Genomic DNA, 19,922 nt, shown 5'->3' with positions numbered 1-19,922 from the left:
GGTAAATCCATGTCCAATGAAACGACAACTCCCGTGATCAGTTTATCTGATCTGGACCTCGTGACCGGTGGCAATGGCAAGAATTTTCAGTCGAAGCTGGGGCGGATCGGCTCCCTCATCGGTTTGAAAAAACTTGGCATGATGCTGACGGTGGTTGAACCGGGTGGGAAGGCTTATCCCTTCCATGCTCATTCAGCCAATGATGAAGCCTTCGTCATTCTTGAAGGGGCGGGAACCTATCGTTTCGGAGACAAGACTTATCCTGTGAAACAGGGCGATATATTGGCAGCGCCTGCGGGCGGAGCCGAGGTTGCCCACCAGATTATCAATACTGGTAGCGAGACATTGAAATATCTTGGCATCTCGACCAAAGCGGAGCCTGAAATCGTGGAATATCCCGATTCCGGTAAATTCGCCGCGGTCGCAAGAGTGAGAGGAGACTCCTTCCTTTCCGCCGAGTTTCTTCATGTTGGCCGGTTATCTGACAAATGTGATTATTGGGATGGCGAGACCGAATAGGGACGCCCCAAAGGAATATAGCTATGCTTGAAATCAAAAATCTCCATGCAGAAGTCGAAGGCAACAAAATCCTTCGCGGCATCAATCTGACCATCAATCCCGGTGAAATCCATGCCATCATGGGCCCGAACGGCTCTGGCAAATCCACGCTGTCCTATGTGTTGGCAGGCAAGGAAGATTATGAAATCACCGAAGGTGAAATTCTTTTCAACGGTGAGAATGTGCTTGAGATGGAGCCGGAAGAACGCGCCACGGTTGGCCTTTTCCTCGCCATGCAATATCCGATCGAAATTCCCGGCGTGTCCAACATGACGTTCCTCAAGACCGCTCTTAATGCCCAGCGTGTTGCGCGTGGCGAAGGGGAAATGAAAACGCCCGACTTCATGAGAAAAGTGAAAGAGTTGTCCGCCAAGCTCAATGTGACGCAGGAAATGTTGCGCCGTCCGCTCAATGTCGGCTTCTCCGGCGGTGAAAAGAAGCGCAACGAGATACTTGCAAATGGCTCTTGCTGGAGCCAAAGCTCTGCATTCTTGATGAAACGGATTCGGGCCTTGATATTGATGCCTTGCGCATCGTCTCGGAAGGCGTGAATGCCCTCAAGTCGCCTGAGCGCTCCTTGCTGGTCATCACGCACTATCAGCGCCTGCTGAATTACATCGTGCCGGACGTCGTGCATGTGATGTATCAAGGGCCAGGATCGTGAAAACCGGTGACAAGTCGCTGGCGCTCGAGCTGGAAGAAAAAGGCTATGCCGAATTTACCGGCGAAGCTGCGGCTTGATGGGAGGAAATTGAATGACAACTCCTGTAATCAAAACCGCAGCCGATGAAGCGTTGGGGGCGCTCCTGAAAGGGGCGCAGGGAACAGGCTGTCCGGTGATGCTTCAGCTTTGCTGCCTTGCGGTCTGCTGCAATCGAGCAATTCGAGGCTAAGGGTCTTCCCAATCGTCGTGTCGAGGACTGGAAATATTCCGATCTCAAACGTGTGATGCCATCCGATCTGGTGCTTGCAGCTCCTGTTTCTGCCGATATTGCAGACAAGGCTCTGGTTGAAACGGATATCTTGAAGGATGTCGAGACGGTTCGTCTGGTGCTGATTAATGGTAGCTATCATGCCGACTTGTCTGATCTGGACGGGCTAGATGGCGCTGTCAGCTGTGCGCTCAGTTTCCGAGGCACTTGGTGAAGGCAGCTTTTGTCATCGATGATCCGGCGATTGCCGAGTGATGACGTCGCCCTGTCACTCAATACGGCCTCTGTTGCAAGATGGCGTGATTATCGAGATTGCCGAAGGGGCGGAGCTGTCAAAGCCACTCGAGATTCGTCATGTCATGCTGGGTGGCGGTCTTGCGACCTGTCGCAACCGTGTTGTTGCTGGCAAGGGTGTAAAAGCCGATATCCTTGAGGTCTTCAGTGGTGACGATGCCGCCTATCAGCTCAATACCGCCATCGATTATCGGGTTGCCGATAGCTCTGAAATCCATGTCATGCGTGTCATCAACGAAGGGGCCGAAGCGCTCCATCTGGGGTCGACGACGGTCAAGGTTGGCGCCGATGCTCGCTTTGAGCATTTCACCATGTCGGCGGGTGGCAAGTTCATTCGCAGCCAGTCTTTTGTGAGCATGGAAGGTGAGAATAGCGATGCGGATCTTTTCGGTGCTTCCATCGTTGAGGGAAATCGCCATAGCGACATTACCCTGAAAATGGACCATGCGGTGCCGAACTGCAATTCCAAGGAACAATATCGTACTGTGCTTGATGACAAGGCCGAGGGCGTGTTCCAGGGGCAGATCATCGTGCGCCAATATGCTCAGAAAACGGATGCCAAAATGATGAGCCAGGCGCTTCTCCTGTCCGAGGACGCCGGTTTCTTCAACAAGCCCGAGCTGGAAATCTATGCGGACGATGTCGTCTGTGGCCATGGAGCAACCTGTGGTGAGCTGGACGAAGACCTGCTTTTCTATCTGCGGGCTCGCGGCATTCCGATGGAGCAGGCCAAGAAGATGCTGGTCATGGCTTTCCTGGCCGAGGCGGTTGAAAATGTGTCCAACGAGCAGTTTGTGGAGGCTCTGGAGACCTATATTCTGGAACGTCTTGGTATAGCAGCATAGAGTATGAGTGGCCTGTAACAGGGCGTCAAAAAGTTGGGAAATAAGAGAATGCAATCCCCTGATATGGCCTCCAAGGCTGCATATGATATTGAAACCATTCGTGCCGACTTTCCAATTCTGAAACGGGAAGTCTATGGCAAACCTCTGGTCTATCTGGACAATGGTGCCTCTGCACAGAAGCCACAGGTTGTTATCGATGCGGTTGCGCAGGCTTATAGTCGAGAATATGCGAATGTTCATCGCGGATTACATTTTCTTTCGAACCTGGCAACGGACAAATTTGAAGCGGCGCGCGAGACCGTGCGCCGGTTCCTCAATGCACCCTCTGTCGACACGATCGTGTTTACCCGTTCTTCAACGGAAGCAATCAATCTGGTCGCCAGTTCCTATGGTGGCATGGTGCTGAAGGAAGGAGACGAGATCATCCTTTCCATCCTTGAGCATCACTCCAATATCGTGCCATGGAACTATTTCCGTGAGCGTCTGGGTGTTGTGATCAAGTGGGCACCGGTTGATGATGATGGCAATTTCCTGATGGAGGAGTTTGAAAAGCTCCTTTCGGAAAAAACCAAGATCGTTGCCATTACGCAGATGTCCAATGCGATCGGCACTATCGTTCCGGTCAAGGACGTGATTGCAAAGGCGCATGCAGCCGGAGCGAAGGTCTTGGTAGATGGTAGCCAGGGAGCCGTTCACCTGCCGGTCGACGTGCAGGACCTTGACGCCGATTTCTATGTCATTACCGGGCATAAGCTTTATGGTCCCTCCGGCATTGGGGCGCTTTATGCAAAAGCTGAGCTGCTTGATGCGATGCCGCCCTTCATGGGTGGAGGAGAAATGATCAAGGATGTCACCATGGATGGCGTAACCTATGGTGTGGCTCCGCACAAGTTCGAGGCCGGAACGCCTCCTATCGTTCAGGCTATTGGTCTGGGAGTTGCGCTTGACTATATGGATGATATCGGGCGGGACAGGATCGCTGCGCATGAAGAAATGCTGCGGGCCTATGCTCATGAGCGGCTATCGGGCATCAATTCGATTCGGATCATTGGCAAGGCCAGGGAAAAGGGTGCTATTGTTTCCTTTGAAATGGAAGGCGTGCACGCGCACGATGTCTCGATGGTCATTGATCGATCCGGTGTTGCGGTTCGGGCCGGGACACATTGTGCGCAACCCTTGCTGACCCGTTTTGGCGTGACATCAACATGTCGGGCTTCCTTCGGCTTGTATAATAGCAAGGAGGATGTTGATGCTCTGGCGGAGGCATTAAGAAAGGCCAAGTTATTCTTTGCCTAAGTTGTTCTTGGTGCAAGAAATGAATGCCTTGGAATTTGGTTGGAAAGAGAAGTGATAGAAAGATGATGAGTGACAGCCAGACAAGCGGTGACGCCGCTGAACCAAACATGCCGAGCATGGGACCAGCTTCAGCCATTCCGGCTGCCGAGCTGGACCGCTTGACATCAGACATCGTTGCAGCCCTGAAGTCTGTTTACGACCCCGAGATCCCCGCGGACATTTATGAGATCGGGCTGATTTATCGGGTCGACATAGATGATGATCGCAATGTGGAGGTCGACATGACCCTCACGGCACCGGGATGCCCTGTCGCGGCGGAAATGCCATCCTGGGTCGAGAATGCGGTGAGTTCTGTGGCTGGCGTTGGCATGGTCAAGGTCAATATGGTATTTGATCCGCCCTGGACGCCGGAACGCATGAGTGAAGAAGCAAAGATTGCAATCAACTGGTATTGACCGAGTGTCCCTTGCAAGTGATTGGCCTTAGGGGCATTGCTGGCAGAGCCAATCGGGAAAGTGTGAGACTATGGCAGGAAAATTTCAGGTTCTGACGATCACGGACGAAGCCGCTGACTTTATCCGCTCGCTTGTAGAGGCGTCGGACGACGCGGTGAAGGGCATTCGGATCGGGGTCAAGAATGGCGGCTGTGCTGGCATGGAATATGTCCTGAACAAGGTTGTTGATGTGAATCCGCAAGACGATCTCGTCGAGGACAAAGGCGTTTCGGTCTATATCGACCCGAAAGCTGTTCTTTTTCTGCTTGGAACGGAACTGGGCTTTGAACAGACCAAGTTTCGTTCGGGACTGACCTTCAACAATCCCAATCAGACATCGGCTTGCGGGTGCGGAGAATCTGTTTCCCTGAGGCCGGTAGATCCTTCAGCGCTCGATGCCCTTCGCGCGAAGTGATACAGCATGGGCCAAGGGTCCAGACAGGAAATAAAAAAAGCGGCCTGATGCCGCTTTTTTTCATATTTGTCTATTGTCGGTCGTGGTTGAGCGGTGCTTTTCAGGCTGCGCCTGATGCACTCTTCTCCGGTTTGTCAGCAAGCAGCGCAACGTCAGGATCCGTCTCGCATTTCACGAGGTTACGCCCCCCACGCTTGGCAGCATAAAGGCTCTGGTCCGCTCTTTCGATGAGGTCCTGAACCGTGTCGCCCTTGGAGAAGGTTGAGCAGCCGATTGAAATCGTGATCCGTCCGAGATTTTCACCGGTGGAGCGTTTGATCAGTTCCTTGGCCATGACGGCCTTGCGGATGCTCTCAGCAACGGCGACGGCCTGACGCAGATTCGTACTTGGCAAGACAACTGCAAATTCTTCGCCACCATAACGGCAAGGAATATCGCGGCCCTTGACATTCTGCTTCACGGCCACAGCCACAAGTCGCAGCACCTGGTCGCCAGTCTGGTGGCCAAAGGTGTCGTTGAATTTCTTGAAATGATCGATATCGGTCATGAGCAGGGAAAGCGGTTCTTCGTTTTCTTCAGCCTCTTCCATTGCCTGTTCGAGTGAGCGATCAAAATGCTTGCGGTTTGCAAGTGTCGTCAGGTCATCGGTCAGGGATTCATAACGAATGGTATCAAGCGATTCTCTTAGCTGTTGGACCTGTGCCTGAGAAGCCGCGAGCTGTTCACTCAGTGTGCGGTTCTGCTCTTCGACTTCCTTGGTTTCGGAAATCAGTTGGGTGACGATTTCGCGAATGACATTGCGGTCTTCGGTCTTGGACAGATTTTGAGATGCACCAACCAGCGATTCCCCATAGTGGCTGGTTGCTGAAATGTAGCCCTCGACTTCGCGGACGATGGAGCTCAACTCGGTGGAAATTTTACCGCCGACTTCATCGACGCGATCTCCCAGACGACTGGGAGCCAGATGTTCGTTATAGATAGTATCCAGCTGTGCCAGAGTGATCATGCCAGTTGAACGCAGAATATCATTAATCGCTTTGTTCAGGCCACGATTGAACCCGGCGGCGTAGGTATACCAGATCTCGTAGTTACGCGGATAGGCAGGCATCTGATTCTTCTTAAGATTGCCTAGTGCCGACTCGCCGTAAATATATGTGCGTTTGAAATCGCTGTTTTCCATGTTTTCCGAAACGTGATTAGCCACGCAATCCCCTCGAAATCACCCCAAAATTTGCCTGAATATTAGTCTGCGAACACTTAAGGTGACGTTAAATGTATCAATATTTCGGGCTGTTGCGTGCAAAAATCATAAAACGACTGCTTTTCATGATATTTACTTGCTCAACTCCAGGTAAATATTTGCAAGGATTACCCTGCTGGAGGCTTATGCTCAGTCTTTTTGCACTTCAGTCGGTTCTTGCAAGGCTGACGGAGAAACGCAAAAGGCCTGATGCTTGTTTGAAGCATCAGGCCTTTTGGTCGTGTATCTACTTAATAAAGCGCTTTAAAACTTCCAGACAACGTGTTGTTTTTAATTTTTAAAACATTTTCTTGAAATCATCAGCTTTCGGCTCAGTCAGCGGATTTACTCTTGCTGGGCTTCGGTTTTTGTGGCCGGATTGGCTGAAGCAAGAAGGCCGGAACATGGTCTCCCATGCCAATTACCTGGCGATCATCGCGTTGGCGAGAGCGCCGTGAGCTCGATTTTGAACGTTCCTGGCGTGGGGCCGGGGCCGGTGGTTCAGGTTTGCGATTGACTTCTTGAGTATCTGTTTGGCCAGACGCAGAACTTTCATTTTTCTTTTTGGAATTGCTTTGACGATCTTCACTTTTTGCGGTGTCTGTCTTGGCTCTTCCGCCTCTGGCTCTGCGTGAGCGTTTGTTGGCAGCCGGATTCTCATCGTCTTCCTGAGATGTGGATGAAAAATCCATCTCGCCAATCCAGGCGATGGTATCACCGGTCAGTTTTTCAATGGCGTCGATATATTTCCTATCCGCCTTGGTGGCAATCGAGATTGCAACACCTTCTCGTCCGGCGCGCCCTGTTCGGCCAATGCGGTGCACATAGTCTTCCGCATGGGTTGGCAGATCAAAGTTGAAAACATGGCTCACTGAGGGAATATCAAGGCCACGCGCGGCAACATCACTGGCTACGAGCAGGTTGAGCTTGCTGTTCTTGAAGGAGTCAAGGGTTGCCATGCGCGAGGTCTGGTCCATGTCGCCATGCAAGGCACCGGCATTGAAGCCATGTTTGCTCAAGGAACGGCTGACCGTTGCGACATCACGTTTGCGGTTGCAGAAGATGATGGCATTTTTCAGCTCTTGTGCCTGTTCGATCATGGTGCGCAGAACTGCGCGCTTGTCCCATGGTTTCGGACCGGAGGCGACCAGCTTCTGAGTGATGGTCTTGGCGGTTGAAGAGGGGGGCGCCACTTCGACCTTTACCGGATTATGAAGAAACTGATCGGCCAGCGACTGGATTTCCTTCGGCATGGTGGCCGAGAAGAAAACCGTCTGACGAGTGAAGGGCAGCAATTTGCAAATGCGCTCGATATCGGGAATGAAGCCCATATCCAGCATTCTGTCCGCTTCGTCCACGACGAAGGTTTCCACGCCGGTCAAAAGAAGTTTTCCACGATCAAAATGGTCGAGCAGTCGCCCCGGTGTCGCAATGAGGACATCGGCTCCGCGGTCCAGCTTTTTCAACTGATCGGCGAAGGAGACCCCCCCAATGAGAAGGGCCACCGTCAAACGATGATTTTGGCCGTAGACAGAAAAGCTCTGCTCTACCTGAGCGGCAAGTTCTCTTGTCGGTTCAAGTATCAATGTGCGGGGCATGCGAGCCCTGGCGCGGCCACTTTCCAGCAGAGACAGCATGGGAAGGGTAAAGGATGCGGTCTTTCCCGTTCCCGTCTGCGCCACGCCAAGGACGTCCTTGCGTGCCAGAACATGGGGGATTGCCTGCGCCTGAATAGGCGTCGGCTTTTCATATCCGGCCGCGACGACAGCAGCAAGAACCTTTTCACTCAGACCTAGATCCGAAAATGTCATCAGATGATGGAACCACTCATTTAGCTACGCCCTTGAACAAGATCCCATTTTCAGGATCGAGATTGGCGTGAGCTTGTAAAAGAAATTTGGCGGAACCATACGAGTTTGAGCGGATTTGTCAATGCAATGCAGCAAATAGGGTTTATTTGCGCCATGAAATGGCCATTTTGATCAATTTTCCCCAAAATCCTTTTCTGGAGACTCAAAAATCCTGCAAGGCAAACCTTGCAAACACACTCGGTTATCGCTGGGATTGCCGTGTCGCATAATAGGCGGAAAAGCTTTTGGCCCAAGTGGCTTCATCAGCTGGTGTTTCAGGATCCAGCTTGGTCTTGATTCTGGTTTCGACCTTTCCCAGGAAATCATCCAGTGTCTCTGAAGATTGTTGCGGAAGGGTGTGGGTGTCGTCTTCAAACAGATTGATCCAGCGATCTGTAGCGCGGCCAAACATCATCAGACGATCAAGAGCCCATGATGGATTGTCCGGACGCAGAAGACCCAGCAAAGCAGCAACAACGGCAATCGGGCTAAGAAGCAGATCTCTGATATTGTCTGCCGCAAGACGGAACTGGAACAAAATCGTACGGCGGACCAGATGACCATATGTCTGTCTGTTGCTGATTTTCAGGGTCCGCTTCTTGTGAAAGTAGCTGTCATGCCTGTCTTCGTGCAACGGGGCCAGAAGCTTGCTTGATTTCTTGCGTTTATTGCGTGCCATTTTCGCCCCAATGCCCCTGCTTGCTGATCGGTTTCGGTTTGTAGGCCATGCATGCTGGCTTGACTGTTTTACCGATTTGTTTTCTTGCGATATGGCGACATTTTAATGGCATTTCAAGCCAAATCCACATGAAAAGCTTGAAGTTTTTACAAATCACTCTTCTCTTACAAAATAGTGCCAAACCCCATCGGGAGTAATGCCGATTTGATAATAAGTGTATCTCCTGAGACTGGATATTCTTCTCAATTCATCTTCAGGCACAAGCTCGAGCAGCTCTGAGACTTCTTCCTCGTTCAGGCTCTCAAGCGGATAATGGGCAAAATAAGGCCAGACATATATTTCCTGCGTTGTGTTTTCGTCGGCAAGGACAAAGCCAGCTTGCAGCAATTTGGCCAATGGAGAGAAAAAGATACGGCTTTGTTCGTCTGTTTTCTCAAGGCTTTCGAAGAGCTTTTCGAACTCTTGAGAAAGGGCGGGCGGCATTTCGTTCATTTCGAACGCGATTTGCAAAAGGCTCCAATCCTGATTGTCTGCGGCTTTTTGAAGGATCAGGACCATTTCCCTTGCGGCGATTGGCAACAGGTCGATATTTCGCAAGATTTCGGGCAGGTCAGACAGGGTCACCGGTTCGGTTGTGTTGTCATGGCTGGAATAGTCCCCTGGTCGTTCACCATTGACAGTTGCTTGCGAGCGGGCCGAATGGGTGCCATTGGATCTGAGCGTTGCGGGTGCTTGCTGACTTGATGCGGAATATTCCGGGAAGGGAATGACCTTGTCGATTGTCACCTGACAGTGGGCAGCCGTGATTGGAAGAAGCAGGCCCAGAACGAAGAACAGCGATTTGATGAGGTCATTTGAACTGATCACCATTGGAATTGCCCATCCTTGCGCGAACGATCATGGAGGAAAGCCGGTAAAGAGATTTCGCGTTGTCGGGTATCGCTTGTCAAGCCTTGAAAGTGGAGAACTCTCAATGGGCGGATTGACCCGTCATTCGGCTGGATTCGCTTTGTCGCGGTTTCAGCGACGACCAATCCGCAAAGCGCTATTGCAGCCTGCGATCCAGAGTGTAGTCGCCGCAAAGAATGCGATCGGGCAAATCGGAGAAGAATTCGGCAACCGCTTCCTCGCCATAAGCCAGCACAAGGCTGCTGACAGCCTGGAAAATGGCAGCATGGGAGAGACAGTCAATATTCAGGCCATCATCGGATGCCTGATCCCAAAGATCGTTCAGAATGTTCAGTGCACGCTGTTTCTGGCGGTCAATGTCAAGTTGCTCGGGTTCCGGGGTCGCAAAAATATCTGGGCTTGTCTGGTCGTCCATGCAATCGGTTCCTCGGAAGCTTTAACTTTTTCGCCAGTTCATGACGGTCAGCTCCTGCCTTTGGCAGATCTTTGATTAAGATGATCGTGCTTGTTCTGTTTGGCTAAAAGAGAGAGGGAATCGCGCCCTGTCGCCTGTAGCTCTGCTTTCAGATATATACCCTTCTTGAGGGCATTGTTTCCGAAATGTTAAGATTTTCCGAAGGAATTGAGATTTTTGGTTAACGCGCGTGCTTGAGGCGCAGTGTCGAGAGCAGGGATTGACCTTCCGCATGATAAAGATCGGTTATCTTGCGCGCCTGACTGTTGCAGCTCTTATAGGTTCTTGAATAAACGAGATAGCTTCTGTTGAAGCGTTCTTTCAATTGCCGGGAACGCGCGTCATCGGCATTTTCTGCTTCCAACAGTGCGGCCATCTGGTCGTGCCAGACTTTCGCGCTGGTGTTATTGCAGAGCGGATCAAGATACATAAGGGCTCCAACGATGGCGCTGATGCGCCTCAAACCCTGTTCATAGGGGGGCAGGTTGTTATCTGCCGCACAGGTTCCCGCTGACTGCAAGCACAGGCAGAATATGGTCAGAAAGATGAGGGCGATTGACCTGCGGTCAAATGTCAAGATCGGTCGCAAATACGGCATTTTCCTGAATGAACTCGAAACGGGCTTCTGGTTTGTTGCCCATCAGTCGGGTGACAACTTCCTTGGTTTCGCCGGGAACCATATCAACGATCTGGACTTTCAGCAATGTCCGGTTTCTGGGGTCCATGGTGGTTTCTTTCAGCTGTGCAGGCAGCATTTCACCAAGGCCTTTGAACCGTCCAATGTCGATCTTGCCCTTGCCCTTGAATTCGGTTGCGAGCAGGGCATCCTTGTGGTTGTCATCGCGGGCATAGAGAGTCTTGCCGCCCTGGCTGATGCGATAGAGCGGAGGGACGGCAAGGAACAGATGGCCGTTATGGATGAGCTGTGGCATCTCGCGCTGGAAATAGGTCAGCAGCAATGATGCGATGTGAGCGCCGTCGACGTCGGCATCCGTCATGATGATGATGCGGTCATAGCGCAGATCCTCATCGATGTAGTTTTTGCGCGTACCGCACCCCAGAGCCTGCACCAGATCGGCCAGCAGCTGGTTGGCATGCAGCTTTTCGCTGCTCGCGCTCGCGACGTTGAGAATCTTGCCGCGCAAGGGGAGCACGGCCTGTGTGGTTCGATTGCGTGCCTGCTTGGCTGACCCGCCAGCGGAGTCACCTTCCACGATGAAGAGTTCGGTATCGCCCTTGGCATTCTGTGAGCAGTCGGCCAGTTTGCCGGGGAGGCGCAACTTGCGCACCGCAGACTTGCGGCTGACATCCTTTTCCTTGCGGCGACGCAGGCGTTCTTCGGCCCGATCAATGACCCATTCAAGCAGGCGGTTTGCCTGCTGTGGCGCATTGGTCAACCAATGGTCGAACTGATCGCGGACAGCCTGCTCGACGATGCGTGTTGCTGCGGTCGTTGCAAGGCGGTCCTTGGTCTGGCCGACAAATTCCGGCTCGCGGATGAAAACCGAGAGCAGGGCGCCTGCGCTGGTCATGACATCGTCTGCCGTGATCAGGCTGCCTTTCTTGTTGTTGGTCAGTTCCGCGTAGTTTTTCAGGCCACGCAGAAGTGCGGTGCGCAGGCCTGTTTCGTGGGTGCCACCTTCCGGTGTCGGGACTGTGTTACAGTAGGAGTTGAAGAAGCCATCTCCACCGAACCAGCAAACCGCCCATTCCACAGCTCCGTGACCGGCCGACTTTTCCGTTTTGCCCGCGAAAATATCCGCTGTAACGAGATTCTGTTTCCCCAGAGTTGCAGCAAGATAATCCTTGAGGCCATTCGGAAAATGGAATGTCTCCTTGGCAGGGACTTCGGGGCTATGTTCAAGAAGCTCGGGTGCGCAGGACCAGCGTATTTCAACGCCGCCAAAAAGATAGGCTTTCGAGCGGGCCATGTTGAGCAGTTGTTCGGGCTTGAAGCGGATCTTCTTGCCGAATATCTCGTGGTCGGGTTTGAACGAGACCTTGGTGCCTCGCCGATTGCGGATATCTCCGAGAAACTCGAGAGGCCCTTGCGGAATGCCGCGTGAAAAGCTCTGCCTGTAGAGCTTCTTGTTGACGGCGACCTCAACGACAAGGCTTTCTGACAGGGCGTTGACGACCGAAGCTCCCACGCCATGAAGACCACCGGATGTTTCATAAACCGCAGAATCGAATTTGCCCCCTGCATGCAGTGTGGTCAGAATGACTTCCAATGCAGACTTGTCCGGAAATTTGGGGTGGGGATCAACCGGGATACCCCGTCCATTGTCCGTCACGACAATCGTGTTGTCGGGCAAAAGTTCGACCTCGATCCATGAGGCATGGCCGGCAACGGCTTCATCCATGGAGTTGTCGATAATTTCTGCAAAAAGATGATGCAGAGCCTTTTCATCCGTACCGCCGATATACATGCCGGGGCGGCGACGTACGGGCTCAAGCCCCTCGAGAACTTCGATATCCGCCGCAGTATAATCCGATTTCACGGATGGAATTACGGGTGGATTCTCATTCGCCGGTTGCTTTTTGGGAGCAGGGGAAGGCGCACGGGCGGCTGACTTGCTTCCCTTGGGCGTTGGCATGGCTGCAAAAAGATCATCGGACGCGGACATTGACTGCTCTTATATGTTGTGCGGGGGACTGAACGTTCAGGTTCGGTCATATCAGCTTTTTCGGTATGCGCAAGTGTTCGTGCTGCGCATCAAGCCTTGCGAATCGGGCTCTTTGATGTTCACCCAATCTCCTTTGCCGCGGCCTTTGGGTCAAGACTGTCGGCAAACAGTATGTGGATGTTCGATTGTGTTTCGGTCCTGAGGATCTGTCCGTTGCAGCACGAATGCGACGGCTGTCATGGTTTGACAATTGCCTGCAACAGAATGGTCCGGACGGGCAAATTGGGTTCGAACTTGCGATATTTCGTCCTGCCTGATGCAAAATGCGAGATCTTTCTTAAGTTTTTTAAATATGGTTAATCTTTGTTAAGGATTTTGGTGCTAGCTTGACCTGTATTGCGGGGACAAAATTATAGGGAATTCATGAAACAGGTTGAGGCCGAAATTGACAATTTACGCGCGTCAGTGTTTGAGTTGAAATCAAGCCTTTACAGAGCTGACAGGGCACATTCCGACTCTCAGCATGTCGCTGGGATATCGCCTTGGCTGAATTTCGCGGCGACCGGATTTCTGGCGCTGTTTTTCCTTCTCATCTAGGGGTGGCAAATTGTCATTTGCATGCCCGTATGCAATTGGTTTTCCTCTATGATTGTTCGATATTTGACCCATCCCGAAGTCCTTCAAGATGCAGATACGGACCGTCACGAATGGCAATTGAGTGATGTCGGTCGTGCCAGGGTCGAGGCGTTCTCCACGTCAGGTTTGCTCGCGGGCACGAGCTATATTTTTTGCAGTGCAGAGAAAAAGGCCCGGGAGACTGCGGGGATTGTCGGTGAGGCGCTTTCCATCATGCCGCAGGCTTCAGAAGACATGAATGAGAGCGATAATATGGTCTCCGGCTTTGTTGCGCAGGAGACTTTCAAAGACTATTTCAAGCGCTTCTTTTCAAAGCCGAAGGAACCGGTCGTCGATGGCTGGGAAACGGCGATGGATGCTCAGGACCGCATTGCCATTGCCTACAATGAGGCAATGGAGCGGGTGGTTGGTACCGGAATGCGTGGTGATGTGTTGATGGCTGGCCATGGTCGGGTTGGCACGCTGCTCTACTGCTATCTTACGGGGCAGGCCATCGGGGTTGAGTTTACTCAGCCATCGCCGGGGCACTATTTCAGCTATGATTGGGGCGCAAAGGCGATGCTGCATGGCTGGAAGGCCATGGAAGAGGTGTGACCAGGCCCGGCTGTGTACCGGGCCCACAACATCAATGCTTCAGCATTTGCATCTGATGATCGTCTAGTTCGAGCAGGGGCCGTGAACGGTTTTGGCAAATTGTTCGATAATTGGCTGCCACATCGGTTTTTCGTTTTCCGGGAATTCGAAATAGATGTGGTGGAAGGGCCCGGCGTTGCATCCTTGAACGCGTAGATAGAAGATTTTCCCTTTGACCCAGCCAGAGAGTACGAACCAGTCGTTGCGGCTCGCTGAGTAGGTTATCTCATCGTAGAAACCGCTGACATAGTGCTTGTATCCTTCGCGCCCGCCTTCCTCGGTATTGTAGCCACCCCATACCGATGCCGTGCCAATCAAGCCGGGGTAGTTGAAACGGTATCCGTCTCCGTTGCCTGCGGCCGTGGTGGGCTTGAGGATCAAGGGTAATTCGGCCGATGTGCCGAAGCGATCATTCTTGTAGGTGAAACTGTCAGCCATGGCCGGGCCTGACAGACAGAACAGCAGAAATACCAAAAAAATGCGCATCATTTCCTCCCCCATTCTTGCTTGATGAGAGGAGGGTCGCACATGGAAAACAGGTTGTATAGTCCGCTATAATGCTCAGGCTTTTTTGACACCCAGACAAGAAAAAGGGCCAGTCAGTGCCGGCCCTTTGTCGATTTTGCTTTCGGAGCTGCTCACCGCAGCGGGTGAGATGCCGAGTGCCTGGCACGCCAGACACTGAGACTTAGCAGCTGTAGTACATCTGGAATTCAACCGGATGCGGGGTGTGTTCGAACAGCTGGATTTCTTCTTCCTTGAGTTCGATATAGCCCTCGATCTGGCTTTTGGTGAAGACGTCGCCAGCCAGCAGGAATTCATGATCTGCTTTCAGGCATTCGATTGCTTCACGCAGGGAACCACAAACCGTTGGGATGCCTTCCAGTTCTTCTGGTGGCAGATCATACAGGTTTTTGTCCATTGCATCGCCAGGATGGATTTTGTTCTTGATACCATCAAGGCCAGCCATCAGCAGAGCCGAGAAGCAGAGATATGGGTTTGCAGATGGATCCGGGAAGCGAGCTTCAACGCGTTTAGCCTTCGGAGAATCGGTCCAAGGAATACGTACGCAGCCAGAACGGTTACGTGCGGAATATGCGCGGAGAACCGGAGCTTCAAAGCCTGGGATCAGGCGTTTGTAGGAGTTGGTGGACGGGTTGGTGAAAGCATTCAGGGTTTTTGCATGCTTCAGGATGCCGCCGATGAAATACAGGGCTTCGTCGGAGAGGTCGGCATATTTGTCGCCAGCAAAGAGAGGCGCGCCGTCTTTCCAGATGGACATGTTGCAGTGCATGCCGGTACCGTTATCGCCATAGATCGGTTTTGGCATGAAAGTAGCGGTTTTGCCATAAGCCTGAGCAACGTTGTGAATGACGTATTTGTATTTCTGAAGTTCGTCGGCCTGTTTGGTGAGGCTGCCGAAAATCAGGCCCAGTTCGTGCTGGCAGGAAGCCACTTCGTGGTGGTGCTTGTCAACTTTCATGCCGATCGCTTTCATGGTGGAAAGCATTTCGGAGCGAATGTCCTGAGCGTGGTCGGTTGGGTTTACAGGGAAGTAACCGCCTTTGATACCAGGGCGATGGCCCATGTTGCCGGTTTCATACTCACTATCGGTGTTCCATGCTGCGTCCAGCGCGTCCACTTCGTAAGAAACCTTGTTCATGGTGTTTGCATAGCGAACGTCGTCGAAGATGAAGAATTCAGCTTCCGGACCGAAATATGCAACATCGCCGATGCCGGTTGCTTTCAGGTAAGCTTCGGCTTTTTCAGCGGTACCGCGTGGGTCACGTTCGTAAGGAGCACCGGTGTCCGGCTCGACAACGGAGCAATGTACGCAGAGGGTTTTTTCTGCATAGAAAGGATCAATATAGGCGCTGTCGCAGTCTGGCATCAGTTTCATGTCAGATGCTTCGATGGATTTCCAGCCAGCGATAGAAGAGCCGTCAAACATGAAGCCTTCTTCGAGGAAATCTTCGTCAACCTGATCTTCCATCACGGTGACGTGCTGTAGTTTGCCGCGAGGGTCGGTGAAGCGAATGTCTACATATTTGACATCCTGTTCTGAGATCATCTTCACGATTTCAGCTGGTGTGCTCATTCCAGTATCCTTTACTTTGTGTATATCTAGAGAAGGTCGAACGTCTTGCACGCCGTTTTTGGCCTTCTTCCGTCTAAACTGTTCCCTTAGAAGGTGCTTTTGCTGTTTGTTTTCTGGCCGGGATCGCCAGAAATCTCATCAATCAGGCAAATGGTCAGATTGCGTCGTTTCCGGTCTCGCCGGTTCTGATGCGGATTGCCTGCTCAATTGTTGAAATGAAGATCTTGCCATCGCCAATGCGGCCGGTCTGTGCTGCTTTCTGGATTGCTTCAACCGCTGCATCGACCTGATCATCGGCCAGGATGACTTCGACCTTGACCTTGGGCAGGAAGTCAACGACATATTCTGCGCCGCGATACAATTCGGTGTGGCCTTTCTGACGACCAAAGCCTTTTGCTTCGATTACCGTGATGCCTTGCAGGCCTACTTCCTGAAGGGCCTCTTTGACTTCATCAAGTTTAAAAGGTTTGATGATTGCCTCGATCTTTTTCATGACGATACGCTTTCCCAAATCTGTTTTCGCTTTGGAGTCATTTCGGTTTTCGAACCAAAGCCTAGCCAATCTGCCGCAGAACTAGTTAATGGTCTGTCCTCCGCGCCAGCGAGTTCACATCTTAACCCATATAGGACCAGCTGCTGCATCGCCAGTTTGTAAATATTTTATGCATTCTGCGTGCCAAAAGTTGTTGCTTGAAATAAAAGCAGAGAAAGGCCCATTTCTCCATAGTTTCAAGGTGGAATTTTTCGGCATTTTGGGGATATGATGTGATGCAAAAATAAGCAAAAGACTTTTTTATAGGCACATCATATGCTCAAGCCGCGGAGAGGGACTTAAGTTTAATGATCACTTTTAGGTCACTTACAAAAAAACAAATTGGGTTTGCATAATATGCAGGCACATATTTCCAAATTGATGAAGTGTTAAGAAATGAGGCTTGGCGGGGTTGGTCGCATGCTTGCGACGAAGCCTGTCTAGGCGTGAAATACGCGGGCTTGAGAAGGCGTCTGTATTCGCGTTTGAGAGGGCAAGGTACTCTTGTCCGATTGTCTGGCGATGAATGTGACGATAGATTTTTGGGCTATATTAAAGAATACTCACATAGTGAGTCTCAAGTCCGGATCTGATTCCCGAACGACTGTCTTGTAAGTCCGAACTTGGGTTGCCCAGTGCAATGCATGAAGGAAGCATCGTTGATGTCTGATTTGAACGAAACTGCTGTCGAGATCCTGACACCTGCTGAAATGGGGGAGGCGGATCGCCTGACGATCGAGGGAGGTATCCCCGGATATCAATTGATGGAGGCGGCTGGGGCCGCTGTTGCGCGTGAGGCCATGGATCTGCTTGAGCAGAAAACAGGGTCAAGCGCCTCGGGGATGGTCTGCATTCTGTGTGGGCCCGGCAATAATGGTGGCGATGGTTTCGTTGCGGCGCAATTGTTGGAAGAAGAGGGATGGAGCGTCATCATTGGCTGCTCTGTCGATGTCGATGACCTTTCCGGCGATGCCCGGCGGGCTGCGGATGAATGGGGAGACGAGGTCTATTCCCTGTCTGCAAAATTGTGGGAAGATGCGGATCTGGTCATCGATGCCATGTTCGGGGCCGGGCTTGATCGCCCTCTTCAGGGAGAGCTTGCGGATCTGATTGATGATCTTAACGCCTCGGGGCTGCCGGTCGTGTCTGTTGATTTGCCCAGCGGCGTGCAAGGCGCGAGTGGTCAGGTGAGCGGTGTTGCGGTGCGCGCTGATCGCACAGTCACATTCTTTCGCAAGAAGCCTGGACATCTGCTTTATCCCGGAAAGAGCTTTTGTGGTCGGCTGAGCGTTGAGGATATCGGAATTTCTGCCGATGTGCTCGATGAAACCGGCTGCTGTGCTTTCGAAAATACACCCGGTCTCTGGCTCAATAACTGGCCTGATGCGCTCAAGCCTCTTCACATCATACATGGTGAGGGCTTGTCGGTTCACAAATTCCATCGTGGACATTGCCTCGTCTTTTGCGGAGATGCATTGCATAGCGGAGCGGCGAGGTTGTCAGCCCGTGCTGCGCTCAGAGCCGGAGCCGGGTTGGTCACGCTTGTGCCGCCTGCGAGGGATGCCCTGCATGTTGCTTCGCATGTCACTTCCATCATGGTCGAGCCCTTGTCAGAGGACGGAACGGCGGGTGACATATTCAACAAGAAAGATTGTGATGTCCTTTTGGTGGGACCTGCGCTTGGTACCGGTGAGAAGCAACGCAAGCTGATTTACAGCCTGTTCGAACAGGATATGGGATTGGTTTTCGATGCCGATGCGGTGACTTGTCTTGCTGAAGGGGTTTCTTCCGGAGAAATTGATTTTGATCTTTTGAAAAACAGTGCTGCGGCTCAATCCGGACGTCTGGTGATGACGCCGCACGAGGGTGAATTTGCTCGTCTGTTCCCGGATCTGTCTTACCGGACGCGGGAAGAGAAACGCCTTTCCAAGCTCGATTGTGCGCTGGCTGCCGCGCAGCGGACCCATGCCATTGTGGTTCTCAAGGGGGCCGATACTGTCATTGCCTGCCCGGATGGCTATGCGGTCATTCATTCGCATGGCGTTCCCTATCTGGCAACTGCGGGCAGTGGCGATGTGCTTGTGGGGATTGTCGCCGGGTTGATGGCGCAAGGTGTGCCAACACTTGATGCTGCATGCGCCGGGGTTTGGCTGCATAGCAAGGCTGGGCAGGAGTTGGGGCCGGGTCTTATATCCGAGGATCTTGTCGAGGCTCTGCCAGGTCTTTATTCCGATCTGTTCGAAGGTCGCCATCTTGACGATGATGATGACGATGTTTCCGACGAGTTCGAGGATGATGAAGACTGAGAATGTCTTGTCTGGCGCTGCTTGTGGATGTTTTGGATGCCATGCCGCTTCGGGCTGCATGGCGTCTGGGCTCATAGTGATTGCGTGATCAGTCGTATGCAATGGTCGGGATTGGCTGCATCATTATCCAGAATCTGGCCGTGTTGTCTGAAGAAATCGAGATTATTCTCCAGCGTTTGATGGGTTTGGATGACTTGTTCGCCAAGCCTTTCGCGCTCTTTGCGTCCCGCTTCTCTGGCTCTCACGGTTTCCAAGGGAGCCCAGAGTGTGAAGAGATGGAAGGTGACTTCCGGCGACAGCATGTTGACAAAGCCTGTGAAGCTTTGTGGCGTCGGGAAGATGTAGTCAAACAGGATGAGCGACGCCCCCATCTCTGTATATGCGTTGATCAGGGCGGCTGACGCCTTGTAGGTCGAGCCCGGCCCAAGGTGGTTCTTCACGTCTGGCGGAGCGAACCAGCGCAAGGCATCTCCCGAGATGTTTATGCAGCCGGGCTGATGCTTGGCGAGGGTGGCGCAGAGTGTGGTTTTTCCAACTGCGGCAGGGCCGTTGATGACGAGGAGTCTGGTCAAGATTGATCCTTTCTGTCAGCTTTCCCTCTGGCCCTTGAACCTGCTTCTGGCAATGGCCTGCGGCGACCTCTGGCGGCACGAACTGGCCATAATATCGGGCTGTGGTGACAGTTTGGCGGGTGGCGTTTTCAAGAGGGATTTTGAACGGATTCTGTGTCAATTGATATTGATACCCCCAGAGAAGTGGGGAATTTCGATGCATTTGTGAATTTTCCTTTGCGCTTTTTCATTCGGGTGTTATAGAGGCTCCGCTCGATTTGCTGGCGCAACAGGTGCCACGTTGTGCGGGTGTGGTGGAATTGGTAGACACGCCAGATTTAGGTTCTGGTGGCGAGAGCCGTGGGGGTTCAAGTCCCTCCACCCGTACCAGGGTCTTCTTTTTCAATAGCGTTTTGAGAGAGAAGACGGACAGGTTTCAAGGTCGCTGAAGGAGGCTGTTGCCTCTTGTGCGGCCTGTCTGTGTTGTCCTTGCACCCTTGGTGCTGATGGCGCGGGAACCATGCTCTTGGTGGCGACAGCAGATGGAAAGGAAATTGGACGCGCTTTTTTCCT

General features: G+C 52.3%; 20 protein-coding genes, 1 tRNA gene and 1 pseudogene. 11 read left to right on the top strand and 11 right to left on the bottom strand.

Annotated features, from left to right (window positions below):
• The first annotated feature begins 9 nt into the window (after nucleotides 1–9).
• From ACHZB8_RS19375 to ACHZB8_RS19340, 8 genes and pseudogenes are all read left to right on the top strand, one after another.
• The gene (locus ACHZB8_RS19375) at nucleotides 10–519 is read left to right on the top strand and encodes a cupin domain-containing protein (protein WP_316862734.1); all 510 of its coding nucleotides are present in this window, start codon (nucleotides 10–12) and stop codon (nucleotides 517–519) included.
• Between the two features lie 23 nt (nucleotides 520–542).
• Nucleotides 543–1,299, top strand: a pseudogene (sufC, locus tag ACHZB8_RS19370) (Fe-S cluster assembly ATPase SufC).
• Nucleotides 1,300–1,313: 14 nt separating this feature from the next.
• The gene (locus tag ACHZB8_RS19365) at nucleotides 1,314–1,451 is read left to right on the top strand and encodes a hypothetical protein (protein ID WP_316862732.1); all 138 of its coding nucleotides are present in this window, start codon (nucleotides 1,314–1,316) and stop codon (nucleotides 1,449–1,451) included.
• Complete coding sequence (locus ACHZB8_RS19360; protein WP_316862730.1) at nucleotides 1,417–1,704, top strand: hypothetical protein; 288 nt, start codon at nucleotides 1,417–1,419, stop codon at nucleotides 1,702–1,704. Before ACHZB8_RS19365 ends, ACHZB8_RS19360 begins: the two co-directional genes overlap by 35 nt.
• A gap of 85 nt (nucleotides 1,705–1,789) precedes the next feature.
• The gene (sufD, locus tag ACHZB8_RS19355; protein WP_316862728.1) at nucleotides 1,790–2,629 is read left to right on the top strand and encodes a Fe-S cluster assembly protein SufD; all 840 of its coding nucleotides are present in this window, start codon (nucleotides 1,790–1,792) and stop codon (nucleotides 2,627–2,629) included.
• 48 nt (nucleotides 2,630–2,677) lie between these two features.
• Nucleotides 2,678–3,925, top strand: coding sequence for a cysteine desulfurase (locus ACHZB8_RS19350; protein WP_316862726.1), 1,248 nt, complete (start codon nucleotides 2,678–2,680; stop codon nucleotides 3,923–3,925).
• Between the two features lie 65 nt (nucleotides 3,926–3,990).
• Entirely contained in the window at nucleotides 3,991–4,380 is a 390-nt protein-coding gene (locus ACHZB8_RS19345) for an SUF system Fe-S cluster assembly protein (RefSeq protein WP_316862804.1), read from the top strand.
• Between the two features lie 70 nt (nucleotides 4,381–4,450).
• A complete protein-coding gene (locus ACHZB8_RS19340) occupies nucleotides 4,451–4,834 on the top strand; it encodes an iron-sulfur cluster assembly accessory protein (RefSeq protein ID WP_316862725.1) in 384 nt (127 codons plus the stop codon).
• Between the two features lie 100 nt (nucleotides 4,835–4,934).
• Here the strand turns inward: ACHZB8_RS19340 and ACHZB8_RS19335 are convergent, their stop codons facing one another.
• From ACHZB8_RS19335 to parE, 7 genes are all read right to left on the bottom strand, one after another.
• Complete coding sequence (locus ACHZB8_RS19335) at nucleotides 4,935–6,038, bottom strand: GGDEF domain-containing protein (RefSeq protein WP_316862724.1); 1,104 nt, start codon at nucleotides 6,036–6,038, stop codon at nucleotides 4,935–4,937.
• A 368-nt stretch (nucleotides 6,039–6,406) separates the two neighbouring features.
• Nucleotides 6,407–7,885, bottom strand: coding sequence for a DEAD/DEAH box helicase (locus ACHZB8_RS19330; protein WP_316862722.1), 1,479 nt, complete (start codon nucleotides 7,883–7,885; stop codon nucleotides 6,407–6,409).
• Nucleotides 7,886–8,126: 241 nt separating this feature from the next.
• Complete coding sequence (locus tag ACHZB8_RS19325; RefSeq protein ID WP_316862720.1) at nucleotides 8,127–8,603, bottom strand: hypothetical protein; 477 nt, start codon at nucleotides 8,601–8,603, stop codon at nucleotides 8,127–8,129.
• Between the two features lie 153 nt (nucleotides 8,604–8,756).
• A complete protein-coding gene (locus ACHZB8_RS19320; RefSeq protein ID WP_316862718.1) occupies nucleotides 8,757–9,473 on the bottom strand; it encodes a hypothetical protein in 717 nt (238 codons plus the stop codon).
• Nucleotides 9,474–9,648: 175 nt separating this feature from the next.
• Entirely contained in the window at nucleotides 9,649–9,927 is a 279-nt protein-coding gene (locus tag ACHZB8_RS19315; RefSeq protein WP_316862716.1) for a hypothetical protein, read from the bottom strand.
• Between the two features lie 220 nt (nucleotides 9,928–10,147).
• On the bottom strand, nucleotides 10,148–10,543 hold the full coding sequence (locus ACHZB8_RS19310; RefSeq protein WP_316862714.1) for a TIGR02301 family protein: 396 nt from the start codon (nucleotides 10,541–10,543) through the stop codon (nucleotides 10,148–10,150).
• Nucleotides 10,533–12,593, bottom strand: a complete 2,061-nt coding sequence (parE, locus tag ACHZB8_RS19305; protein WP_316862712.1) for a DNA topoisomerase IV subunit B — start codon at nucleotides 12,591–12,593, stop codon at nucleotides 10,533–10,535. Before parE ends, ACHZB8_RS19310 begins: the two co-directional genes overlap by 11 nt.
• A 645-nt stretch (nucleotides 12,594–13,238) precedes the next feature.
• On the opposite strand from parE, the gene ACHZB8_RS19300 reads away from it, so the two are divergent.
• A complete protein-coding gene (locus tag ACHZB8_RS19300) occupies nucleotides 13,239–13,823 on the top strand; it encodes a histidine phosphatase family protein (RefSeq protein ID WP_316862711.1) in 585 nt (194 codons plus the stop codon).
• A gap of 63 nt (nucleotides 13,824–13,886) precedes the next feature.
• Here the strand turns inward: ACHZB8_RS19300 and ACHZB8_RS19295 are convergent, their stop codons facing one another.
• From ACHZB8_RS19295 to ACHZB8_RS19285, 3 genes are all read right to left on the bottom strand, one after another.
• Nucleotides 13,887–14,348: a hypothetical protein gene (locus tag ACHZB8_RS19295; RefSeq protein WP_316862709.1), complete on the bottom strand. Its 462-nt coding sequence runs from the start codon at nucleotides 14,346–14,348 to the stop codon at nucleotides 13,887–13,889.
• Nucleotides 14,349–14,550: 202 nt separating this feature from the next.
• Entirely contained in the window at nucleotides 14,551–15,960 is a 1,410-nt protein-coding gene (gene glnA / locus ACHZB8_RS19290) for a type I glutamate--ammonia ligase (protein ID WP_316862708.1), read from the bottom strand.
• Nucleotides 15,961–16,114: 154 nt separating this feature from the next.
• The gene (locus ACHZB8_RS19285; protein ID WP_316862707.1) at nucleotides 16,115–16,453 is read right to left on the bottom strand and encodes a P-II family nitrogen regulator; all 339 of its coding nucleotides are present in this window, start codon (nucleotides 16,451–16,453) and stop codon (nucleotides 16,115–16,117) included.
• 701 nt (nucleotides 16,454–17,154) lie between these two features.
• Between ACHZB8_RS19285 and ACHZB8_RS19280 the strand changes: the two genes are divergently transcribed.
• On the top strand, nucleotides 17,155–18,798 hold the full coding sequence (locus tag ACHZB8_RS19280) for an NAD(P)H-hydrate dehydratase (protein WP_316862706.1): 1,644 nt from the start codon (nucleotides 17,155–17,157) through the stop codon (nucleotides 18,796–18,798).
• Nucleotides 18,799–18,869: 71 nt separating this feature from the next.
• Here the strand turns inward: ACHZB8_RS19280 and ACHZB8_RS19275 are convergent, their stop codons facing one another.
• The gene (locus tag ACHZB8_RS19275; protein ID WP_316862705.1) at nucleotides 18,870–19,370 is read right to left on the bottom strand and encodes an AAA family ATPase; all 501 of its coding nucleotides are present in this window, start codon (nucleotides 19,368–19,370) and stop codon (nucleotides 18,870–18,872) included.
• 284 nt (nucleotides 19,371–19,654) lie between these two features.
• Here ACHZB8_RS19275 and ACHZB8_RS19270 point away from each other — a divergent pair.
• Nucleotides 19,655–19,739, top strand: a tRNA-Leu gene (locus tag ACHZB8_RS19270).
• The last annotated feature ends 183 nt before the right edge of the window (nucleotides 19,740–19,922 follow it).

It is taken from the genome of uncultured Cohaesibacter sp. (assembly GCF_963556055.3).
GTDB lineage: Bacteria > Pseudomonadota > Alphaproteobacteria > Rhizobiales > Cohaesibacteraceae > Cohaesibacter.
This window is presented reverse-complemented; position numbering and strand designations above follow the sequence as displayed.

Coding starts and splice junctions, on each gene's coding strand:
- ACHZB8_RS19325 (WP_316862720.1), bottom strand. CDS start 8,603: ATGGCACGCAATAAACGCAAGAAATCAAGCAAGCTTCTGGCCCCGTTG.
- ACHZB8_RS19375 (WP_316862734.1), top strand. CDS start 10: ATGTCCAATGAAACGACAACTCCCGTGATCAGTTTATCTGATCTGGAC.
- ACHZB8_RS19285 (WP_316862707.1), bottom strand. CDS start 16,453: ATGAAAAAGATCGAGGCAATCATCAAACCTTTTAAACTTGATGAAGTC.
- ACHZB8_RS19330 (WP_316862722.1), bottom strand. CDS start 7,885: ATGACATTTTCGGATCTAGGTCTGAGTGAAAAGGTTCTTGCTGCTGTC.
- parE (WP_316862712.1), bottom strand. CDS start 12,593: ATGTCCGCGTCCGATGATCTTTTTGCAGCCATGCCAACGCCCAAGGGA.
- ACHZB8_RS19340 (WP_316862725.1), top strand. CDS start 4,451: ATGGCAGGAAAATTTCAGGTTCTGACGATCACGGACGAAGCCGCTGAC.
- glnA (WP_316862708.1), bottom strand. CDS start 15,960: ATGAGCACACCAGCTGAAATCGTGAAGATGATCTCAGAACAGGATGTC.
- ACHZB8_RS19345 (WP_316862804.1), top strand. CDS start 3,991: ATGAGTGACAGCCAGACAAGCGGTGACGCCGCTGAACCAAACATGCCG.
- ACHZB8_RS19365 (WP_316862732.1), top strand. CDS start 1,314: ATGACAACTCCTGTAATCAAAACCGCAGCCGATGAAGCGTTGGGGGCG.
- ACHZB8_RS19315 (WP_316862716.1), bottom strand. CDS start 9,927: ATGGACGACCAGACAAGCCCAGATATTTTTGCGACCCCGGAACCCGAG.
- ACHZB8_RS19350 (WP_316862726.1), top strand. CDS start 2,678: ATGCAATCCCCTGATATGGCCTCCAAGGCTGCATATGATATTGAAACC.
- ACHZB8_RS19300 (WP_316862711.1), top strand. CDS start 13,239: ATGATTGTTCGATATTTGACCCATCCCGAAGTCCTTCAAGATGCAGAT.
- ACHZB8_RS19320 (WP_316862718.1), bottom strand. CDS start 9,473: ATGGTGATCAGTTCAAATGACCTCATCAAATCGCTGTTCTTCGTTCTG.
- ACHZB8_RS19280 (WP_316862706.1), top strand. CDS start 17,155: ATGTCTGATTTGAACGAAACTGCTGTCGAGATCCTGACACCTGCTGAA.
- ACHZB8_RS19295 (WP_316862709.1), bottom strand. CDS start 14,348: ATGCGCATTTTTTTGGTATTTCTGCTGTTCTGTCTGTCAGGCCCGGCC.